Source organism: Flavobacterium enshiense DK69 (genome assembly GCF_000498495.1).
Taxonomy (GTDB): domain Bacteria; phylum Bacteroidota; class Bacteroidia; order Flavobacteriales; family Flavobacteriaceae; genus Flavobacterium; species Flavobacterium enshiense.
On record NZ_AVCS01000004.1, the window covers coordinates 202260 to 224758 of the forward strand.

Here is a 22499-nt window from a genome sequence, read left to right on the forward strand (position 1 = left end):
GCTATTATTCCTACTTAAATAATTGTAAATTAATTAGTTGTGATTTTTTTTAAAAAATTAAAATTACTATTTCTAAGTCTTTTCTTATAGTAAAATTCCAATTCTATGGAGTTAATCTTACTAATAAAGTTAAATTATGCATTTTGGCGATAAAAAGTGCATTTTAACGATAAAATAATTTTTTTATTCGAAAGCTAACTGATAGATTTGCAACGAGTTACAATTTAAATGTCACTCAGAAGTAATTAACAAAACAACTAAAAGAAAGATTTATGAAGAAGACAATTTTAACCTTGACTTTACTTTTATCAGTTTTAAGTTTTGCCCAAACTACAACTAACGTAACCTACACAGGATCATCTGAAAACTTCGCTAATCCTGAGCGTGGTTTTTATCACCACACAGGAACTCACTCTACAGGTTATTCCAGTTTAAGTCAGTCTACATTGACAAACTACAGAAATAACGAAAAGATTACCCTGATTCTTAGACTATTCTATTTGGAGAATTTCAGAAACGGTCCTATCTCACAGGATTATCTGACTAAGATGCAGGCAGATTTTAATGCCATCAGAAATGCAGGTATGAAAGCTATCGTACGTTTTGCTTATTCAGATGACGAAGCACCAGGACAAAGAGATGCTTCTAAAGCGCAGATATTAGCTCATATCGAACAGGTTAAACCTATTTTACAGAATAACGCCGATGTTATAGCTGTTATGCAGGCCGGATTTATCGGGTCTTGGGGAGAATGGTACTACACCGATCATTTCGGGATGTCGCCTACTTCTACTGATTATGCTAACAGAAAAGAGGTTGTTGACGCTATCTTAAACGCATTGCCATCTTCAAGAATGGTACAGATCAGAACCCCTAAATTGAAACAAAAGACATATTTAACCACTGCAGCATTGACGCAAAACCAGGCTTTTAACGGTTCGACTCTTTCCAGAATAGGACACCACAATGACTGTTTCTTATCAAGCTCTACGGATTACGGAACATATAGCAATACATCTACTGAATATCCTTATTTGGAGCAAGAAACTAAATTTACAGCTATGGGTGGAGAAACTTGTTCGGTGAACTTGCCTCGTTCAGGTTGTGGTACAGGTATGCAGGAAATGCAGAAATTCCACTGGTCATATTTGAATACAGATTATAATCAATCAGTAATTAGTGGTTTTTCATCTGAAGGATGTTTACCTGAAATTAAAAATAAATTGGGATACCGTTTTGAATTGGTTAATGGTGCTTTCCCTCAGGCAGCGAATGTTGGTGGATCTATGGTTGTGAATTTCAAAGTTAAAAACTCAGGTTTCGCAACACCATACAACCAAAGAACAGCGTATATCGTTTTCAAAAATACAGTGACTGGTGATGTTTTCACAAAAGCGTTGGCTACAGATCCAAGATTATGGACAAGTCAGGCAGAAACAACTATTAATGAAACAATTACATTGCCTACAAACATTGTTCAAGGTACTTATAAATTGTACTTACATATGCCAGATGCAGCATCGGGATTAAGTTCTCGTCCAGAATACGCAATCAGAATGGCAAATGCTAATACATGGGAAGCATCTACAGGATATAACAATCTTAATGCTACCGTGAATGTTGGAACAACACTTGGATCTGGCGATACAACTACAACAGTTAACGCAACAGTTTACCCAATTCCTGCAAACAACGAAATATTTGTTGAATTGGAAAGTGTAGATCAGTATGCAATTGGGATGTACAATTCATTAGGACAAAAAGTAAATGTAAACACTACAGTGGCAGCAAATAAATTAACTGTTGATACTGAAAGTTTGAGCGATGGTGTATACTACATCAAAATTTCAAATAATAGTCAAAAAAATGATACCAGACGTGTGGTAGTAAAACACTAAACCTTTCATATTTTTTTATTAGTTGATTGAGAAATGGGGATTGTTGAAAAACGGTCCCTATTTTTTTTGCTTTTGTTTCAAATTGTACTTCACACCCAACTGCAATGCATTTGAATAAAATTTATCCTGAAGATAAAATTCAAATATTGCTGAAATCACTGTATAATCAAAAATCTGATAGTTGAGATTACCAATAAAACGAGTGAATTCATCGGCATAATCATCATAAAACCAACCTCCTTCTACCTTCATGTTAAAGTCGTTATCCGAATTTCCGATGGAATAGCCCAGTCCCCCACCAATAAAAAAACGTTCATCTATCATCCAATACGGATAACCAGTAGATAGCGGAATAGTTGATTCTCCTAAAGAAGCCTGTGTTCTCGTAGATTCCACAAAAGGCTGGAATCTGTGTTTTTTTTGCATCCAACGGTCAAAGATTACTTTTCCGGTTATACTTCCTTCATAAGATTCATCGACATAAAAATCTTCATTAAGTTTTTCGCTTTTAGTGTAGTAATTACCTTCAAGCGATAAACTCGTATTGAAATATTTGAAAAAGCGATAATCCTGGTAAAGATTCAACTGAAAACGGTAAATACTTTTACTGTATGATGGTCCATTTTCAGCTGGCGCTATATTGAGTTCGGCCGAAGAATAGCTATTGTTTTTTGAATAATTGGCACCGGCACCAAACTGAAAAAAAGATTTTTCAAGTAGGCTGTATTCATAGCGGATATTTGACCAGTACTGCAGTTTTTCAAAGGCCTTAGGATTATTAAACTGATATTGAAAACCGAATACATCATGCGTTTTATTATCATCGTAATCAGGAACTTCATATTCAACCCGGTACATTGAACTGTAGGTAAATCCAAAGCCATGCAAATTCTTCTTTTTATCATGAACGTTATAGGATAACACATTTTCAAATGCAGAAAGTTTATCCTTATTCGTTTGCATTTCGGTATCATAATTAATGAAATTCCCGTATTCCCTGCGATTTGTTTTAATCACATTTTGGAGTACATCTTTATAAAATAACCTCTGATAGTTTTCCACCAGATAATTTTGAAGTTCGTTTTCTTCGTAAACCACATCGGTGTTCAGCATTTTTTGAATGGTTTCTTTATCTAGGGATTCCTCCGGAAGCTCGCTTGCCAAAATCCAGGATTCTTTGAATTTTCCCATATCGTGATAAGCAATGCTCATTTGAGCCTTAACTCTGTAGTCATCGGGGTTTTTAGCGATATAGGCGTTATATTCGTTGATTAATTTTTGATAATCTTTCAATTCAATCAGCCACTGCATTTTACTGTAAAAATCGATTTCAGTACTGAATGCCGACCAATCATATGCTTTTTGAAAATCATTGTTGTCGCCATAAATCCAACTTATGACTGTTGCCAAATCTTTATATTCTTCAGAGGGCTTTAATTTGTCAAGTTCCGGAATAGCATTTTCCGGTTCATAATTTACCAGATAATCTATATACTTCAAATAGTTATCTCGAGAAGGATCTGCTTTTTGTAAGTAAAGTAGTGCCATCTTTATTTTTTCCTGATTTTCCGGAGAATTAAAATAGGTAATATAGTTGTTCAGCAATTCTACATCATTTGGGGTCACCTTCATTTGGGCACTCATCCATTTTTCCTGAATAACATCATTAGGATAATATACCAGTTTGCTTAATTCCTGGGAATACAAGATGTTTTCAGGCAACGGATATTTAATGCAATGCTCATCAAGCATAGCCCACACCTCCTCGGCCCTTTCGTCCCATGAAAGGTATTCGGTATATTGGTTCCAGACTTTCGGGTCGATTTTTGGCTCGGTAATCATTCTTTGTCGCAAAGCTTCGATTTCCAGAGCTAATTTTTCATCAGAATCATCAACCCAAAGAGCTTCTTTTGCCAGTCTTGCTACTTCTTCATTGAATTTTTTGTATTCGTTTCTAACATTAGCAGCCACTAAATCAAGATTACTCGATTGTAGATCTGCTCTGAAATCAGGGAGCGTTATTCTTGATTTATTGGTTCGCACCGAATACAAATATCCGTCCAGATAAGCTACTTTTTTGAAATTGGCACCTTGTCTTTTCAGTTGTTCTTCAATTCTTGACACTTTATCCATAGCGCTATAAACAAACCAATCCTGTTCTGAAAATTCAGATTCTTCAGGTTTCATTTTTTCAACAGTATACATTCCGTGAACGGATTTGTGATTAAAATAGGAAGCTCTCCAATCATTTGTCATTAAGCCACTTTCACGAGCATCGAGATAGCGGATATTTGGAAAATCGGTTCGTATTGTTTGTAACAGTTTGTCAAATTCAGGATACATTGCCCTGTCGCTATTTGGGGTTTTGTACCAGCCTAAACCATCATAATTTCGTAAGTCATATTGCCCATGACTTATTTTGGTTGCCGGAATCTGGTAAATATCGTCAGGATGTAGAAAATGTGTCCAAATTCCGGTGTACATATATAAGGAGTACATCGTAAATTTTAGATCAGGATCTACATAAAATCCGCTTGAAATCCTTGGCAAATCAAAAAGTTCTGGTTCATATGGATCGAAATCAAATTCTCTATCCCCTCCATCTTTTTTATGTCCGACAAAAAGGCTACACATGAATGTTAAAGAAGGCATCCCCTTTTTTAGTTGTTTCAGTCCTACCCTATCTATATAATTTGAAGGAGGTACATATGTTACAGGTAAAGGTCCGAAATCATTCACCTCCCATTTCTTTTCGGCAGCCTTTAAGGAAGTTGCCATGAAATCCGGGTTTTTCCAGTCCGACACAAGTAAGGAAACGTGATTATATCCGTGAAAAGCCAATTCATGACCGTGTTTGGCGACATCATTTACCAGCCAGGTACTTAAACCTGTTTCTTTTCCGTCAATTTTAATTTTTTTTGAGTCCCACTCCCTGAATAAAAATGGAGGTTTGATATTTACATTGTAATCAAATGTGGTCATGGCGGCATACTTAATATCGTGTTTTTTAGCCAATTTTCTTAAATCTGGCCACCAGACATTATGTACATAATCCGTTATGGTCAGGTCCATTTCTGATTTAACCGGTTCCTCTTTGATATCATACAATGGAGAAGGAAAATCATCTAAAAAGATAACCCCTGTATTAATTATCGGATATGGAACCCCTTCCAATCCTCTCAGAATTCCGGATACCAACATACCACGGTCTTCCTTAATAAAGAAATAGGTTGAATTATAGTAAATTACTTTTCCTTTACCGATGCTGTTTTCAGTGATTAAAGGGTATTTTTCATCACTGAGGGCCGTAGCGTCGATTTTTATCTTATCGGAAAAAACTATTTTTTTTAATCCGAAATGTTTCACATTTTTTAAATAGCTATGGTCTTTAAAACCTGGAAAAATATTCGTTTTAAATAAAAAGCCCGATGCCTCCGCGTCCGTCATATAGTCATTTTCCGGTTTCATTCCAACCAGAAAAGAAAAGCGTTTGTCTTCACTTCCGAAAGGCATAAACAATGTTCCTCCCCTGGCAACAAAATCCATAAGCACATCAATGCTTTTATTGTTCAGTTTTTTTGTGTCGAGAACGCTTAAAACCCTAACACTGCTTTCTATTTTATGATCTTTGTTCCATTCTTCAAGAGTGACACTTCGAAACGGAATTTTCATGTAATCACAAACCTTCCTCATATTTCTGTTTAGCGACAAACTTTCAACCTCTCCTTTATCAGTAATGCACTGCACTAATGGAGGAAGGTTTAAAGGCATGCCTGAATATCTTCGCAGCGTCAATTCCCCATTCCTTTTGTTAGCATCAAGTCCGGTTAACTCCTCAATTTGTGCGCAACCGGCAGCAATTACTATTAAGAGCAATGCAAAAAAGACACGACATCTCAGCGATATATTTAGTTTGTCACACTTCATAATCTAGAAAATTAAATCATCCGTTTTACTCTCGCCGGGATCATTCTCTATTTCAAAAATTTTGATCAGGTTACTTTCGTAAAACACTGAAACTTTTCGACCCCTTTTTTTGAGTTTTTCCAGTTTTGACAATAGCAGAGGTGTGATTTCACAGTTAACGATAATACGGTTTGTTTTATCATCACCTTTTTTATAGACGAAAACAAGAACACTTTTCGGTAGTACATACTCTGGATTTTTTTGAAGAAATTTTTTGTTTTTTTTATTTTTAAAATAGACGGAATCCCTCTTCAGGTAATTTTTGGTAAAGTCGGTATAATGAATAAAAAAATGTTTATTAATTCCTATTGATTGGGTAGTATAATCATTTACAACCGCATAAGAATACGGATAAAAACTTGATGTGATTTTTTCATACACATTGATAATATCCCTGGGTATGTCATCAGTTTTACGCAGTTTTTTATATTCTTTAGTCTGATAATGCACAGCAGAATATAGTACGCCCCCAATTATCAACAAGGCAAAAACCGGTTTAATAACTTCAATCTTAGTATAGATGAAGTAAGAGAACCTGATAATTAAAGCTATTGCGATCCCAAATAAAATAGGTATAAACACTCCTAAGGACAATTTTACCAAGTCGGTATCAATCCAACTGCTATCGATTTCAGAAAGTGCTACCAAAAAATTAAAATAAACCAAAAAACACATTGCAGCGTTCCATTTTTCATTTTTTAAAAAAATCAAAAGCAGACAGCATATCATACAGAAATAGCTTAAATACTCATAGTAAACCATCAATTTTTCATAGGAAACAATCAGATGTGAAAAATAAGTATAAGCACCAACAGACATTAAGCTGGAATGTACAAATAGAATAAAATCGTCTCCAAAATGATAACAGGCCGTACCGTATATTATAAAAAGTACCATCAGTGAAATGAGGTAAGCCCCAATAGCTATCAGGTTTGTAACCTTATGTTTGATAGAAGAAGTTAATATCCCGATAATCAAAAACGGAAACACCAGGACCACCAAAGTAAAAATATCGATTAAACCAATTGCCGTAAAAGCCAGGATATAATTGATGAAACAATTGACATTATTACTGTGCATAATTCCCGGTTTAAGGTAAATAACCATCGCCGGAAGTGCAAAACTTATAGCCAAAAACAAGGCTTGGTGCTGTAATATATATGTAATGTTTAGTGGCATGATGGTATAGCTCACACTGTAACAAAGTGCCACAATCATCGGAGCAATTATTTTGGAATAGGTTATTTTATTAATCACCCAAAACAGAAGGACACTGATTAATACAGCCTCTAAAATCCCCATTGACTGCAGCGCAACTTCCGAACTGACACTTGTGAATTTTCCGTAAAAATTAATCATGGCAAGCTCGCCGAAGTTCTGAATACCGTTGGTGAACCATCGTTGAGAATCGAAATCGATAACGCTTTCCAGATCGGAAATCCATGAACCTGATAAGGAAAACATGTCAAACTGATAAAAGATATACCTGCTGTAAAAAGCGACTATCCCAATAGTTGATAGCAAAAAAAGATACCAAAGCCTGTTTTTGCGTTCTTGCGGGTCAGAGCGTGTTAAAACAAAGAAACCAATCGGTTTTTTAAGCTCGATATTCTCAATGAGCTCGAAAATATTTCGTTTTATTTTTTGCGAAATGATGTTGACGGATTGAGGAATTTGTCTGATCCCAAAATAATCCACATAAATTACTGCCAGCAATAAGAGTATTACATTCAGAAGATTATATATCCCGAGCTGCACCAATACAAAAACAAGTAACATGATAAGGCTCCCGTATTTAAACCATTGCTTTGCTATAAAGTCAAAATAATTCACAGATTTGCCATACGATATAAATTTCCTGTTTAAATAAAACAGAAATAATATCATAAAACAAAGTCTTGCAAAACCTGCAATTATGGCACTTGGAATAATCATAGCCGTTTAGTTAGTAAAATTTGGAACTCCTTGAAGATCGATGGTACCGATAAAATATAAAAAGTTAGTTTTTAAAATCCGTTTTTGTATATCGTTATATAGTGATTGTGTGTCTGCATACTCCACCAGAATTATGGGGATTCTGTATTTTTTTCGTATTAAGTTCAGTTTTTTGATATACTCTTCATATTCATTTTTTTCTCTAAGTTTATAGTTGTTGTCGGCAAACGTATAGTTGCTCGCAACTGATTCCACAACTATGCCATTCACAAAATTATGAGTGTCCTCCAAGAGCTCAATTCCCGCGTTTTGAAGAATAAAATGCTGTGGATACTTTCTTTTTAGATTTCCGATGAAAGCCACAATTTCTGCTTTTTGATCTTTTTGAGGGCCGAATGTTGTAAAATTGTCGATGTTGTCCAGAAACAAACCGTCGTAACCTTCTGATAGCATTCGGTCTATCTCGGAAAAAAGAACCTGAGAAGTTGAATCGGATTTTAAATCCAAATAATAACTGTCCCAATTTTCGTTTTTTCCTAAAGTGATGTCTTTTAGTTTGTTAAAATGTTTTGATTGGCTGTTTACTTCACCTAAACTAATGTATGCTAAAACTTTCCCGTTTAGGCTTTTTACTTTTTTAATGTCTGATGCATTGAAATTTTTCGATTCGAGAATCACATATTCGTAACCTTTAATTTCAGTCGGATTAAATTTCCCGTAGCAAAAAAAAACATTGGGTTTCTGATCTGTATATGACCAAACCTTAAATCCTAACAATGAAGGAAGTAAACAGAAGAATAATTTAATATGCTGCATAATAGTAATAATCTAAATTTTTAAAAAACTCAACATTAGCTTTTAATGTTAGGAGCATGAAAACCAAGGAACCCAGAAAAAGTCCGATAACACTATATTCATATGAAATAAATCTGCTCGCAATAAAGCCTGTAACAGCATTGACAATGCATGCAACAACGATGGCTCTTAATGGTTTTATGGGTTGACCCAAAGTAAACAGGTGAAGCGTATTAAGCATTGCCCAAGCAAGAAAAAAATAGCTGATTCCACCAATTATAGCTACCCTGAAACTCACTTCTGCAAAAACTTCATTAAACTGTGCCTGGTAACCCCAGGATGACGTTATTATGAAATAAATCAGTGTTGAAATTACCGCTCCGGAAATGCAAAGGATACCAATATGCTGCCAATACATTTTGTAGAGTCCGCCGTTGTATTTTTCAGCAAAACTGTAAGACGTATTTTTTTGGCCGATATCGATAAATTTTGAAAATGCTGCCAAGCTATATTCCGATACTCCGGAAAGAAGCAAAAAGAACAAAATAGCTACATCCATTCCCAGTTCATATTTCTTTTCAAAATAAATCATGTACGGAACAGTACCGCTGACATCGGCAGACCAAGCTAGAATCCGATCTATGAAAATGAATATGTAGATGAGTAATCCATAAAAAAAATAGTGATAATTTTGGTAGAGCATAACAGGTTTTTTTAATTCCATGTTAGAGTCTACCTGGCGTTTGTCGATTTTATTTTTAAAAAAATAATACAAATAAACCCGCGCCGAAATCACAGCTATCGAAATTCCAATCCAGTGTGAGGCATAAATAGAAATGGTTGTATACTGTTTCAGGATAACAGCAATTATTGTAGCTAAAAATATCGCAAAAGAAACTATCCAACGCTGTTTTATGGTGTGCAAAGGAGCGATTATCAAAAGAAGCATTCCTACCAAAAAGGCATACATAAACAAAACAAAAAGCAACTTAGCCGGATAAACATGAAAAATGAAATTAATGCAGAAAATAAAAAGCATGAACATGGCGATTGATTTGGCTCCTAATAAGACCAAAAAATCTATCGTTTTACGGGTCATGGTATAATCTTCGTAATTCCAGTAAAATGAGGCCTGTCTCCCAATTACCTGCACAAAACCACCGGTTGAAATCAGTCCTACAATAACGCCCATTACTACTGCTGTAGACTGCATATGATTAAAACCAACGTAGGTCCACAATGAATATCCGAAAAAAATGATAGCTATGATCTGGATGAAAACAGGCAATAAATGCAGGATTCCCAAAGGATAATATTTGCCAAAAATTTTCACCTTTATCATCATGTAATCTGAAACCTGAAATGTTTTGGTTTCCTCACTTTTTTCGAGCTCTTTTTCTTTTTTGTTTTTTAAGGCTATATAATCGGGAGCAGTCACCAACTGATTGAAAACCAAATCTGCCAAAGCGCGTATGGAAACCAAGCCAAAATCATTCATAGTGTCTTTGTCCCTGATTCCCAATGACTCAATTGTGGCAGCAACCACGCGATTGCTAACGGGTTTGCCAATCTTGTCCTTGATGGCATTTTTTAGGTTTTCTATATTTTTAAGATGATTGTTCATTGTACATACTTTTTATGAAGCCTCCATAGTCTTGTTCTGTGCCAACTGAATATAAATCGATTGATTTTCAGTTTGATTTTCAGATTTTTGAGATGAATTCTTCATGATTTTATCATAGGCTTCTTCATATTCTTTGATAAATTTCCCGATAGTGAAATTCTCGGTCACTTTTTGGCGTGCATTTATCCCCATCTGTTTTCGTAATTCGTCATTTTGCAGAAGTTTGATAACACAATTCCCTATTTCTTCATAGTCTTTGGGTTTACAAATAAATCCGCAGTTTTCATCCAAAGCTTCCGTCACACCACCTACATCGGTCGCCACCACCGGAATTCCGCAACTCATGGATTCCAAAACGGTATACGGGAATCCTTCAGAAATTGAAGTAAGGATTGAAATGTCACCTTCACAGAAAAGTTGGTGCGGTTTACTGTGATAACCGGCCAGTTTAAAATTGTCCTGTAATTTCAATTCCTTAATAAGATCTTCGCACTCTTTCGTATATTCCGGAACAGCGTTATTATCTCCATAAACCAAATACTGTACATTTGGAATTTGTTGTTTGACGACGTGGCAGGATTTTATCATTGTAATGATGTCTTTCAAGTCGAAAATACGCGCTGCCGCCACCACCGTCGGAATGCCTTTCAATGCCTCGGGTTTGGGAGCAGGAACAAAAAGATTGTGATCTATTCCATTGTATATCACATCGATAATATCCGGATTAGCGCCATATAATTTTTCCCATATAATGTTGAATTTATTAACGGAAAGTATCATATCAGCCTTATAGTAAACCAACTCAGTAATGCTTTCTGAAAATTTGACAAGCATTTTTTTGAGGAAATACGAATACTCAGATGAATTGATGGCTAATAATCTTTCACGGATGAATACGCCGTGTTCTGTAGCAATCATGGGGGTATTGTATCTGTATTTCAATACCAAAGCAGGAATTACCGGAAAACCGGAAATGGTCAAATGGGAAATGTCAACTTTAGGAACATCAATGGAAAGCGGAATCAGGAATCGGTAAATCCAACGCATTCCAAAAGTCAAGTCATTTAATGAGGCTTCTTCTTTGGTGTTTTGGCTCAATTCGATTACCAAATCGCAAAAGCATCTCCATACGGCCATACTCTGCATGGTTTTTTTATAATCATGCAACTGGAAAAACTGCCACATTTTAAAGATAATATCGTCAAAATCTTCAGCTTTTCGGGTATCAGAATAAATATTGGTAATCATTCTCCTGAAAATGGGAATGAATTCTTCTTTGACTATTTTTTCGTTCAGATCCTCTTTTTCATCAACAATCGTATAAAAATGTTTTCCGTAGTTGATCATTTCCTGTGGCTCCAGTGGTGCCCACAAAGGAACCTGAACAATTTGTTTCACATTGTCGCTTAAAACGTAACGCGGACTGCTTTCATATTGTGCATTAATAGAATATAAAATGAAATTGGCGTTTTTGATTTCATTACAGAGCATGTGCGACCATGTGGAAACGCCGCCTCCATTATAAGGATAAGTTCCTTCAAGAATCAAAAGGACATCGTACTTATTATTCATCTCAAAAACAATTTGTTTTTATCAGAGGTAAAAAAAAATACCACTTCAAAAAAAATGAGTTAGTAAATCTTCAGGGATGTTTTTGAAATAAAGTACAGCTTGTGGTTAACTGCCATTAAACGAGTTAATGCATTGAATAACACAAATTTAGATTAAAATTACATCTTGCCTTAGGTATGCAGTGTTAAATCAGTTAAATAAAAAAAAATACCGATGAAATGCAGCTGCAGTTCAATAATGGGCGCAATGTTTAGTCAGTTTACTTGGGATGAAAGATTGTGAAAAATAAATGCGTGTTTTTTATTTTAAAAAAGAGAATAAAGTTTATTTTTGCAGTCCAATTTTCAAGTTCTTAACTAATCAACAAAATACCGTGGAAAATCCAACTGCACAAAAATTAATCAATAAAATCCAACTAGATTTATTCAAGAATGGATTTAATGCTGAAATATTAATCACAGATTTAAAAAAATTAAGAGAATATGCTCTTGAAGAACAAAATCCTGTGTTAGTTAAAGCTATTCGTTTAACCTATGAGCATATTGAAAACAATAATGGTTTTTTCATTGCCATTCCGGATGACGAACCTATTGAAGGATTTGATGGTACTTCGACCAATGTAACTGAGGAAACGACAAATATCGAGAGTTTAGAATATTTGATCTCTCTTTTCTCTGATTTAAAGAACAAAAACAACATAGCTGACTTAAGAGAATACAACAAATCTTTTATGGCGTATTAATTTTAAAGAACTATCTTTTTTACAATATAAGAACTACGCATTAAGCGTAGTTTTTTTATAAGTTTTAGTTAAAAATGGAATTTTTCTTTAATTTCCGCGTTACATTTGATGTGTTTTATGACAAAAACTCAAAGTTTAGACATAGGTATATGTTCTAAATGTTTAATTTTCAAACTTTTATTTATATGACACGTATTTTTAAAATTGTTGCTTTGCTGGAAGGACTTTCTCTTTTAGTATTATTCAGTAATATGATTTTCCTGAAACCGACAAATTTTGATTTGTATAAAACCCTGCTCTTCCCTATCGGAATGACACACGGATTGTTATTCGTAGGTTATATTGTCTTAGCGACAATGTTTAAAATGGAAGACAACTGGACGTGGAAGAAATATTTCCAGGTTTGCGTAGCGTCAGTAATTCCGTTCGGAACTTTTTACGTTGAGAAAAAAATACTGTAATTTTAAAGCATGAAAATCTTTAATTGGGCACATAAACTTCTAAAATCCTGGGATTTTAGCGATACGATTGCTGACTATATCAACCTGGCCGTTAATATTGTGGTCCTTATTGTTGTTGCTTATATTATAGATTATATTTTTAAAAAGATTTTGATTATTCTGATGGCTATCGTGGCCGAAAGAACAAAATCAACTTTTGATGATTTTTTAGTTGCCAACAAGACAGCCAAATATGTTGCGCACCTTTTTACGCTTTCGTTCGTTTATAAAACCGTTCCCATTATTCTGAAAGAATTTGTATACTGGGAAGGCTTTTTCACGAAAGGGGTTAAATTTTACATCATTATATTGTCGCTTTGGATCATCCGAAGTATTTTTCATTCCCTGAAAGATTACTTAAAAGATAAGCCGAAGTATAAAGATAAGCCTATTGACAGTTACATTCAAGTTGTAATGATTTGCTTGTGGGTGTATGGAATTACATACTTTATTTTAACGCTACTTAACATAGAATTTATAAAGCTTTTAACTGGATTAGGAGCTGTTTCTGCATTAATTATCTTGATGTTCCGGGATACGATTCTCGGATTTATTGCCAGTATACAGGTTACGGTGAACGATATGGTCCGTATCGGGGATTGGATTACCATGGAAAAATATGGTGCTGATGGGGATGTAATCGAAATTAATTTGGTCACGGTGAAGGTGCAGAACTTTGATAATACCATTACCACAATTCCAACCTATTTTCTTATCTCCGACTCGTTTAAGAACTGGCGCGGTATGCTTGATTCGGACGGGCGTCGTTTAAAACGCTCGATTCTTTTGAAATCTAGTAGTATCCGCTTTTTAAATGAAGAAGAAATTGAAAACTTAAAGAAAATTCAATTGATTTCATCATATTTGAACGAGCGTCAAATGGATATCGATACATTCAATAAAAGTAAATATATTGACAAGTCGGTCTTGATAAACGGTCGCAACCTAACCAATTTTGGTGTTTTCCGTAAATATATCGATTTGTATATTGCCAACCATCCGGGAATCAACAAGGATATGTTGTTTATGTGCCGACAATTGCAGCCGACGCAAAACGGTATGCCTCTGGAGATTTATGCTTTCGTAAGAGATAAAAGCCTGGTGGAATACGAAGCTATAATGGCCGACATATTCGACCATATTTTAGCTTCTGTACGTTATTTTGAAATGGAAATCAACGAAACCGGCGCTATTAAAATAGAATACTAACCTATTCTTCTACACTTGTTTTTCCGTGATTGGCAGGTTGTCCGAAACTGTCCAGATTTACCATCGTAATCGCATCTACAGTAATGATTACAGCTTTGGTCATGACGTTTCTAACTTCACAACGCATCGTTAAAGATGTTTTTCCAAATTTTACAATGTCTAAGCCGATTTCAATGATATCCCCTTGACGGGCGGAACTTGTAAAATTGATTTCCGACATGAATTTGGTAACAATGCGGTTGTTTTTTAAGATCATGATGGAATATAACGCAGCTTCGTCGTCAATCCAGGACAATAATTTTCCTCCAAATAGGGTTCCGTTTGCATTTAAATCTTCCGGTCTGACCCATTTTCTGGTTTGGTAATTCATAATTCAAATTTTTGTAAGGTCAAAGTTACAATATCTAAATGATCAAATGCCAACTCTGGTAATTTTTTTATTGAAAACCATGCTACTTCTTTAGCGTCATCAGCGGCCTTGGCAACGGTTTCCGAAGAAACGGTTCCAAAATAAGCTACGGAAATCATATGGCCTCTCGGATCGCGAAATGGTTTTCCAAAAGCGCCTATCTGTTCTAAATCAGAAACTTTAATTTGAGTTTCTTCTTCCAATTCCCTGATAGCAGCTGCTTTCAGATCTTCATTTTCATCGACAAATCCACCCGGTAAAGCCCAATGGTCTTTATAAGGTTCATTTTTTCGTTTGATCAGAAGCAATTCGTAATCTTCATTTTTTCGAAGGATAACCGCATCAACGGTGACAAATATTTTAGAAGTATACATAGTTCAAAGTTTTCAACACGAAACTACTAATAACTTTTTAAATCATGGCATATATCGAAATTTCATTCTTCGTAACTTTAAATAAAGTATAAAAACCATGGAAAATCGCGACACTTTTCTTCTTGATTTGAGAGGTGAACCTCTTGGAACGATTTCGGCTCAGTCAACTTCTGAAGAAGTTTTTCAGAACAGGACTTTACGACCTATACTGGTTATACAGAACGAACTTTTTATCGAAGTATTTCTGAATTATGTTGTAAAACAAAAAAACGTATTCTTTTCATTATCACCGGAGAAAAAGATGATGTACATTGAAAATGTGATTCAGCGTGACATCAAATTCAGGAATTCGCTCAAAGGGATTGTCATTGGACTTTTTACTGTTGAGGAATATAAAGAGTACATTAAAAATTCCTCAAATATCAATAAACGAATGATGAACATGCTGATTGAACGACTGAAAAACCAAGTAATGATTTTAATTGAAGAGTAAATTTAACCCTTATTACACCAATACCACAAACGAAAAAAGCTATCTTGATTGATAGCTTTTTTTTATGGATTTTAGTTTTTTAGTAAAGACTTTCTCCATTCAGATTGGTACCAAGCACCTCGCTCATATAATCAAAAAATGGGCGCATAGCCTGGAAAGTGTCTAATACTTCCTGTTTGAAATTAGGAGATAAAACCTCTTTATCAGAAAACGGTCGGGTAACCAGGTATTGCTTTTTTCTGATTAAATCAATCGCCGGATGCGTTTTATCGAAGCCTTTTGGAGCCGTTTTTAATTCATCCCCTTTCAATGCTCCGAAATACTTTTTAAAAGTACTGTCGGCCGTGATTGAGCGGATTTCTTCATCGTCCATTTCAAATTCTTTGCGGATGCGGAGTAAATCTTCAGGATTCGGATCCCAGAAGCCTCCACCCACAAAACTTTCTCCGGGTTGGATATGCAGATAATAGCCGCCTCGCAGCATTGGTTTGGTACGTGAAAAATGAACGCTGAAATGATGTTTATACGGAGCCTTATCTTTGGAGAATCTTACATCTCGGTAAATTCTGAAAATCTGAACTTGATCAATACTGTCTTGTTTTCCTAATAGTCCAGCAATTTCATTGAAAAACAACTTTGCTTTGTTATTATGTTTTTCGAATCGCTTTTTATTATCAGTAAACCACTCTCTGTTGTTGTTGAGCTTTAGTTCGGAGAGAAAATCCAGTTCGGCTTTTGTAATCATTTTTTTATTTTAAAAATACGTCATTTAAAACTAACAGAAAAATTATTTTTCTCTCGATTGCAGTACTTTTACCACATCGTTCAACTGAAAACCTTTTGCCTGCAATAAAATCAGATAGTGAAATAACAAATCAGCGCTTTCGTTTAAGAATAAATCATCGTTCGAATCTTTCGATTCAATAACAACTTCAACAGCTTCTTCACCGACTTTTTGCGCAATTTTGTTTATCCCTTTTTCGAATAAGGAAGCCACATAACTTTTTTCAGATTCAGCTTTTTCTTTACGGTCTTTTATTGTTTTTTCTAATTTTGATAAAAAACCAAATTCCTGATTGTTAGTTTCTTGCCAGCACGTATCTAAACCAGTATGACAAGTAGGTCCGACGGGTTTTACTTTAACCAAAAGCGCGTCGTTATCGCAATCTTCCGTAACAGAAATTAACTCTAAAAAGTTACGACTCTCCTCGCCTTTTGTCCATAACCGGTTCTTCGTCCTGCTGAAAAATGTTACTTTGCGGGTTACTAAAGTTGTATCTAATGCTTCCTGATTCATGTAGCCCAGCATTAATACATTTTTAGTTTCATTATCCTGAACAATGGCTGGAACTAATCCGTTTGCATTTTTATTGAAATCTATTTTCATTGTGTTTATTCTAAATTCTGACATCTATATTTTTGTCTTTCAAAAACCTTTTCAATTCCGGAATACCGATTTCCTGAAAGTGAAAAACACTGGCTGCTAAGGCAGCATCCGCTTTTCCATCGGTAAATACATCGGTAAAATGATTCATTGTTCCAGCTCCTCCTGAAGCAATTATCGGAATGTTTACAATCTGGGATAGTTTTGTCAGCGCTTCATTGGCAAAGCCGTTTTTGGTTCCGTCATTATCCATGGAAGTAAACAAAATTTCTCCGGCTCCTCGCTGTTCCACTTCTTTAGCCCAGTTAAATAAATCAAGTTCTGTGGCAACTTTCCCGCCCACCAAATGAACCAACCAACGGTTATCGATTTTTTTTGCATCAATCGCAACAACGACACACTGACTTCCGAATTTACCGGCCAATTCATTAATCAAATCCGGATTTTTTACTGCCGCAGAATTTATGGAAACCTTATCCGCTCCGTTTTTCAATAAGGCAGCTACATCATCAACAGATGAAATGCCACCTCCAACAGTAAAAGGAATATTGGTTGAAGCAGCTACTTTCCTAACCAAATCGATTAATGTGGCCCGGCGTTCCTCGGTAGCTGATATATCCAGAAAAACTAATTCATCAGCACCAGTTTCGGCATATTTTTTAGCCAATTCCACCGGATCTCCGGCATCTTTTAAATCAACAAAATTCACGCCTTTTACCGTTCTTCCATTTTTGATATCCAAACAGGGAATTATTCTTTTCGTAAGCATTTTTAGTAATTTAAAATGTAATTTTCCAGTTGTTTCAGTTTGATTCGCCCTTCATAAATCGCTTTTCCAATGATGGTTCCTTCACAACCAATATCGGCTAATCGGGGTAATTCATCAAAAGTTGAAATACCTCCGGAAGCAATCAGTTTTATCCCATTCGTCTGCTCTAAAATCTTCTGGTACAAACCGAAGGATGGTCCTTGCAACATTCCGTCTTTGGTGATATCGGTGCAAATAACATACTTAATTCCTTGTTGCTGATAGTTTTGAATAAATGGCATTAGATCCTCGTCAGATTCTTCCAGCCAGCCTGAAATGGCTATTTTTTCCTTATTGGTATCGGCACCCAAAATAATTTTCTCAACTCCGTATTTTTCAATCCAATTTTTGAAAATTACGGGTTGTTTTACGGCAATGCTTCCTCCAGTAATTTGATTTGCACCCGATTCAAAAGCAATTTTCAAATCCTCATCTGATTTTATTCCACCGCCAAAATCTATTTTCAAACCTGTTTTTAATGCAATCTGCTCCAACACTTTATAATTGACAATCCTACTCGATTTGGCACCATCCAAATCAACCAGGTGTAAATACCTTATTCCGTGTGCTTCAAACGATTTTGCTACTTCAAGTGGATTTTCGTTATAGATTTTTTTAGTATCATAATCACCTTTTGAAAGGCGGACGCATTTTCCGTCGATAATGTCAATAGCCGGTATAATTCTCATGTTTAATTCAAGATTTAGAGTTAAGAAGCAGGAAGTTTTTTAAAATCTGCTCCCCTGCTGCTCCGCTTTTTTCAGGGTGAAACTGAACACCATAGAAATTGTCTTTCTGTAAGGCAGTGGCATATTCGCTTTCGTAATCCGTCGTTGCAATGGCATTTTTACACTTCGGAGCATAAAAACTGTGCACCAAATACATGAACTCATTTTCTTTTATCCCTTCAAATAAAGCCGACTGCAAATCATAAATGGTATTCCATCCCATTTGGGGTACTTTTACCGAATTTGAAAACCGTATAACATCAACATCAAAAATTCCGAGTCCTTTAGTATTGCCTTCTTGTGAGCTGTTACACATTAACTGCATACCCAAACAGATGCCTAAAACAGGTTGTTTTAAGGTTGGGATCAAAATATCTAATCCACAGTCTTTTAATTTTTTCATTGCCGAACTTGCCTCTCCCACACCGGGAAAAATTACTTTATCTGCTGATTTCATTTCGTTCCAATCGTTGGTAAGGCTTCCCTGAAAGCCTATCCGTTCAAGAGCAAACAGAACACTTTGCACGTTTCCGGCACCATAATCGATGATGGCTATTTTCATAGTGTTCCTTTTGTTGATGGTAAAATCATTTTTTCGACGTCTCTTTTCACAGCTGCTTTTATGGCTTTGGCAAATGCTTTAAAAATAGCTTCGATTTTATGGTGTTCATTGGTTCCTTCTGCTTTGATATTCAGATTGGCTTTTGCTCCGTCTGTGAACGATTTGAAGAAGTGAAAGAACATTTCCGTTGGCATTTGTCCAATCTTTTCGCGTTTAAAATCGGCCTGCCAAACCAACCAGTTTCTTCCTCCGAAATCAATACCTACTTGGGCCAGGCAATCGTCCATCGGCAAATAAAAACCATAACGTTCGATGCCTAATTTATCTCCAAGTGCTTTTGCAAACACTTCACCCAATACGATGGCTGTATCCTCAATAGTATGGTGTTCGTCTATTATCAGATCACCATTTACTTCAATATCCATATCGATTTGACCGTGACGCGCAATTTGATCTAACATATGGTCGAAAAAAGGCAATCCAGTGTTTATGTTGCTTTTTCCGGTTCCGTCCAAATTTATCGTAATCGATATGTCTGTTTCATTGGTTTTTCTGGTGACAGTTGCCGAACGTTCTTTTAATTTCAGGAGCTCATAAATCGTTTTCCATGAAGTAGTTGTTAAAGCAATAACCGAAGCCAATTCTTCAGTGGAAGATTCGATTTCATTTCCGCCCAAATTTTCCTCATTTTTAATAAAAATTGCTTTGGATCCGAGGTTTTTAGCCAATTCGACATCTGTAATCCTGTCGCCGATAACAAACGATTTTTCTAAATCATATTCGGGATTATCCAGATATTTCGTCAGCATTCCTGTTTTTGGTTTTCTGGTCGGTAAATTATCTTTCGGAAAACTTCGGTCAATGAATATTTCATCAAAAATAACACCTTCATTTTCAAAAGATTTTAAAATGAAATCCTGTACGGGCCAAAAACTTTCTTCAGGATAACTTTCAGTTCCCAGCCCGTCCTGATTTGTCACCATAACGATTTCAAAATCCAGTTCCTTGGCTATTTTTGAAAGATATTGAAATACTTCAGGATAAAATTCAAGCTTAGACAAACTGTCAATCTGATAATCATTTGGTTCCAAAACTATCGTTCCGTCTCTGTCTATAAATAAAACTTTTTTGGCCATTACAATGTTTTTAACGTGTTGATGAGTTGTTGGTTCTCTTCAGCTGTGCCCACCGAAATACGCAGGCAATTTTCACAAAGAGGCTGACTGCTTCGGTTACGGATTACAATTCCTTTTTCGAGTAACTGACTGTATCTTTTTTCGGCATCGTCGACTTTAATCAAAATAAAATTAGCATCCGAAGGATAGACTTTTTGAATGAAATTTACTTCAAGTAATTGTTTAAGTAATATTCTCTTTTCTCCTTTTATTAAAAATAATTCTAATTCTAAATTATCTATTTCTCTAATCTTTTTCAATGCTTTTTCCTGAGACAAACTGTTCAGATTGTACGGAGGTTTTATTTTGTTCAAAACCGATGTTATTTCTGCAGAAGCATATAAAATTCCCATGCGTATTCCGGCCAAACCATAAGCTTTGGAAAGCGTTTGTGTGATGATTAAATTCGGATAATTGTTCAAATCGGTCAACCAACTTTCTTTTTCGGAAAAATCGATATACGCTTCATCCAAAACCACTAAACCATTGAAATTCTTTAATAAAGTTACGACACTTTCATCGGAAAAGGAATTCCCGGTTGGGTTGTTTGGAGAACACAGAAAAATCATTTTTGTATTCGCGTCTACACTTTCTAAAATGAGATCGATTTGAGGCTGAAATTCGGTCGATAAAAGCACTTCCCGATTTCCCACCGCATTTAAGTCTGCCAAAACACCATACATTCCGTAAGTCGGCGGAAGCGTAATTACATTATCACGATTCGGTTCGCAAAAAGCACGGAATAACAGATCCAATACTTCATCACTTCCATTTCCTAAGACAATCTGATTTGAATTGATCTTTTTTTGCTTAGCCAAAATCGCCTTAACTGACCGTTGTTGCGGATCGGGATAACGATTTACTCCATTTTCAAACGGATTTTCGTTAGCATCCAGAAAAATCATTTGCTGCTTGAAATCCTTAAATTCATCCCTTGCCGAAGAATAAGGTTTCATTGCCTTAATATTGCTTCGTACTAATTTCTCTAATTCCATTTTTATTTTTCTTTAAGTTGTTAAGACGAAGCGTTACTGCATTTTTGTGTGCCTGTAAACCTTCAGCTTCTGCCATGACTTCTATTGTTTTTCCTATATTTTGAATTCCTTTTTCTGTAATCTTTTGAAACGTCATCGATTTTAAGAAACTATCCAGATTTACTCCGCTGTAGTTTTTTGCATAACTGTTTGTAGGCAGTGTATGATTTGTTCCAGACGCATAATCACCGGCACTTTCAGGAGTATAATTACCGACGAACACTGAGCCGGCATTTTCAATTCCATCAATATAAAATTGCTCATTTTCGGCTGCTATAATAAAATGTTCCGGAGCATATTGATTAATGAAATCTAACGCCAGTTCATCACTATTCAGATAAATTAACTTTGAATTTTGGATAGCTTTTGCTGCTATTTCCTTTCTAGGAAGCTGTTCCAGTTGTTTTTCGACTTCTTTGGCAACTTCAGCAATCAATTTTACTGAAGTTGAAACCAATACAACTTGGCTATCGGTTCCGTGTTCCGCCTGACTTAACAAATCGGACGCTACGAATTGGGCATTGGCTGTGTCATCGGCAACCACTAACAACTCTGAAGGGCCCGCAGGCATATCGATAGCCACACCGAATTTTGTTGCCACTTGCTTTGCCACCGTTACAAATTGATTTCCCGGACCAAAGATTTTATAAACTTTCGGGATTGATTTTGTACCAAATGTCATTCCGCCAATGGCTTGTATCCCTCCAACCTTTCTAATTTGAGTAATTCCGCATAAAAAAGCTGCAAACAAAATGGCCGGATTGATTTTTCCGTTTTTATCAGGAGGCGTGCAAAGAACAATTTCTTTACATCCCGCAATTTTTGCTGGTACCGCAAGCATTAATACCGTCGAAAACAGAGGTGCCGAACCTCCAGGAATATAGAGTCCGATTTTTTGAATCGGTCTTTTTTCCTGCCAGCACAAAACGCCTTCCATTGTCTCAATTTCAACTTTTCCATTTTTTTGAGCTCTGTGAAAAGCTTCGATATTTGACTTTGCAGTTTGTATAGCTGTTTTTAAATCTTGTGGGACTTTTGCAATGGCTTCCAGAATTTCAGTCTCAGAAACTTTTAATTCATTAATTGAAATTCCGTCAAAAAAAGAAGTGTATTTGATTATTGCGGCATCTCCTTTTTGCCTTACCTCTTTAAAAATTTTCATTACGGTATCTTCTATAGATACAAAACTTTGAGTCGGTCTTTGTGAAATCGTAGTCCATTCGGACGCGTCAGGATTTATTATTTTATTCATTTTTTTCTATTATCTTATTTCTTTTATCTTTTATTTACT

20 protein-coding genes are annotated in these 22499 nt (G+C 35.6%); 5 read left to right on the top strand and 15 right to left on the bottom strand.

What is annotated here, in order from left to right; genetic code table 11:
- The first annotated feature begins 272 nt into the window (after positions 1 to 272).
- Positions 273 to 1898 (top strand): T9SS type A sorting domain-containing protein, encoded by a 1626-nt coding sequence (locus FEDK69T_RS02100; protein ID WP_023572491.1) that lies wholly within the window; start codon positions 273 to 275, stop codon positions 1896 to 1898.
- 57 nt (positions 1899 to 1955) lie between these two features.
- On the opposite strand, the gene FEDK69T_RS02105 is transcribed toward FEDK69T_RS02100, so the two are convergent.
- The 5 genes from FEDK69T_RS02105 to pelF all read right to left on the bottom strand — a co-directional run bounded on the left by FEDK69T_RS02105 (position 1956) and on the right by pelF (position 11790).
- Positions 1956 to 5825 (bottom strand): DUF2194 domain-containing protein, encoded by a 3870-nt coding sequence (locus FEDK69T_RS02105; RefSeq protein ID WP_081711686.1) that lies wholly within the window; start codon positions 5823 to 5825, stop codon positions 1956 to 1958.
- A gap of 3 nt (positions 5826 to 5828) precedes the next feature.
- Positions 5829 to 7643 carry a hypothetical protein gene (locus FEDK69T_RS02110; protein WP_131494735.1) on the bottom strand — a complete coding sequence of 605 codons (1815 nt, stop codon included), beginning with the start codon at positions 7641 to 7643 and terminating at the stop codon, positions 5829 to 5831.
- Between the two features lie 162 nt (positions 7644 to 7805).
- Positions 7806 to 8615, bottom strand: a complete 810-nt coding sequence (locus tag FEDK69T_RS02115) for an endo alpha-1,4 polygalactosaminidase (protein ID WP_035629838.1) — start codon at positions 8613 to 8615, stop codon at positions 7806 to 7808.
- Positions 8602 to 10218, bottom strand: coding sequence for a hypothetical protein (locus FEDK69T_RS02120; RefSeq protein ID WP_023572495.1), 1617 nt, complete (start codon positions 10216 to 10218; stop codon positions 8602 to 8604). Before FEDK69T_RS02120 ends, FEDK69T_RS02115 begins: the two co-directional genes overlap by 14 nt.
- Positions 10219 to 10230: 12 nt before the next feature.
- Positions 10231 to 11790, bottom strand: coding sequence for a GT4 family glycosyltransferase PelF (gene pelF, locus FEDK69T_RS02125; RefSeq protein WP_023572496.1), 1560 nt, complete (start codon positions 11788 to 11790; stop codon positions 10231 to 10233).
- Between the two features lie 373 nt (positions 11791 to 12163).
- Here pelF and FEDK69T_RS02130 point away from each other — a divergent pair, with 373 nt between their 5' ends.
- The 3 genes from FEDK69T_RS02130 to FEDK69T_RS02140 all read left to right on the top strand — a co-directional run bounded on the left by FEDK69T_RS02130 (position 12164) and on the right by FEDK69T_RS02140 (position 14241).
- On the top strand, positions 12164 to 12532 hold the full coding sequence (locus FEDK69T_RS02130; protein ID WP_035629913.1) for a hypothetical protein: 369 nt from the start codon (positions 12164 to 12166) through the stop codon (positions 12530 to 12532).
- Between the two features lie 185 nt (positions 12533 to 12717).
- Positions 12718 to 12993, top strand: a complete 276-nt coding sequence (locus FEDK69T_RS02135; RefSeq protein WP_023572498.1) for a DUF3817 domain-containing protein — start codon at positions 12718 to 12720, stop codon at positions 12991 to 12993.
- Between the two features lie 9 nt (positions 12994 to 13002).
- Positions 13003 to 14241: a mechanosensitive ion channel family protein gene (locus FEDK69T_RS02140; RefSeq protein ID WP_023572499.1), complete on the top strand. Its 1239-nt coding sequence runs from the start codon at positions 13003 to 13005 to the stop codon at positions 14239 to 14241.
- A 1-nt stretch (position 14242) separates the two neighbouring features.
- Here FEDK69T_RS02140 and FEDK69T_RS02145 read toward each other — a convergent pair whose 3' ends face one another.
- Positions 14243 to 14611 carry an acyl-CoA thioesterase gene (locus FEDK69T_RS02145; RefSeq protein ID WP_035629837.1) on the bottom strand — a complete coding sequence of 123 codons (369 nt, stop codon included), beginning with the start codon at positions 14609 to 14611 and terminating at the stop codon, positions 14243 to 14245.
- Positions 14608 to 15024, bottom strand: a complete 417-nt coding sequence (locus FEDK69T_RS02150; RefSeq protein WP_023572501.1) for an NUDIX domain-containing protein — start codon at positions 15022 to 15024, stop codon at positions 14608 to 14610. The genes FEDK69T_RS02145 and FEDK69T_RS02150 overlap by 4 nt, the downstream gene beginning before the upstream one ends.
- A 97-nt stretch (positions 15025 to 15121) precedes the next feature.
- Here FEDK69T_RS02150 and FEDK69T_RS02155 point away from each other — a divergent pair, with 97 nt between their 5' ends.
- Positions 15122 to 15517: a hypothetical protein gene (locus FEDK69T_RS02155; RefSeq protein WP_023572502.1), complete on the top strand. Its 396-nt coding sequence runs from the start codon at positions 15122 to 15124 to the stop codon at positions 15515 to 15517.
- Positions 15518 to 15596: 79 nt separating this feature from the next.
- Here the strand turns inward: FEDK69T_RS02155 and FEDK69T_RS02160 are convergent, their stop codons facing one another.
- The 8 genes from FEDK69T_RS02160 to hisD are packed head-to-tail and all read right to left on the bottom strand — an operon-like array spanning position 15597 to position 22460.
- Positions 15597 to 16262: a DUF2461 domain-containing protein gene (locus FEDK69T_RS02160; RefSeq protein WP_023572503.1), complete on the bottom strand. Its 666-nt coding sequence runs from the start codon at positions 16260 to 16262 to the stop codon at positions 15597 to 15599.
- Between the two features lie 42 nt (positions 16263 to 16304).
- Positions 16305 to 16904, bottom strand: coding sequence for a bifunctional phosphoribosyl-AMP cyclohydrolase/phosphoribosyl-ATP diphosphatase HisIE (gene hisIE / locus FEDK69T_RS02165; protein WP_023572504.1), 600 nt, complete (start codon positions 16902 to 16904; stop codon positions 16305 to 16307).
- 10 nt (positions 16905 to 16914) lie between these two features.
- Positions 16915 to 17670, bottom strand: coding sequence for an imidazole glycerol phosphate synthase subunit HisF (gene hisF, locus FEDK69T_RS02170; protein WP_023572505.1), 756 nt, complete (start codon positions 17668 to 17670; stop codon positions 16915 to 16917).
- Positions 17671 to 17672: 2 nt separating this feature from the next.
- Positions 17673 to 18398, bottom strand: a complete 726-nt coding sequence (gene hisA, locus FEDK69T_RS02175; protein ID WP_023572506.1) for a 1-(5-phosphoribosyl)-5-[(5-phosphoribosylamino)methylideneamino]imidazole-4-carboxamide isomerase — start codon at positions 18396 to 18398, stop codon at positions 17673 to 17675.
- Between the two features lie 7 nt (positions 18399 to 18405).
- Positions 18406 to 18999: an imidazole glycerol phosphate synthase subunit HisH gene (hisH, locus tag FEDK69T_RS02180; RefSeq protein WP_035629836.1), complete on the bottom strand. Its 594-nt coding sequence runs from the start codon at positions 18997 to 18999 to the stop codon at positions 18406 to 18408.
- Positions 18996 to 20135 carry a bifunctional histidinol-phosphatase/imidazoleglycerol-phosphate dehydratase HisB gene (hisB, locus tag FEDK69T_RS02185; protein ID WP_035629835.1) on the bottom strand — a complete coding sequence of 380 codons (1140 nt, stop codon included), beginning with the start codon at positions 20133 to 20135 and terminating at the stop codon, positions 18996 to 18998. Before hisB ends, hisH begins: the two co-directional genes overlap by 4 nt.
- Positions 20135 to 21169 carry a histidinol-phosphate transaminase gene (hisC, locus tag FEDK69T_RS02190; RefSeq protein ID WP_035629834.1) on the bottom strand — a complete coding sequence of 345 codons (1035 nt, stop codon included), beginning with the start codon at positions 21167 to 21169 and terminating at the stop codon, positions 20135 to 20137. The genes hisB and hisC overlap by 1 nt, the downstream gene beginning before the upstream one ends.
- The gene (hisD, locus tag FEDK69T_RS02195; protein WP_035629833.1) at positions 21135 to 22460 is read right to left on the bottom strand and encodes a histidinol dehydrogenase; all 1326 of its coding nucleotides are present in this window, start codon (positions 22458 to 22460) and stop codon (positions 21135 to 21137) included. The genes hisC and hisD overlap by 35 nt, the downstream gene beginning before the upstream one ends.
- Positions 22461 to 22499: the final 39 nt, after the last annotated feature.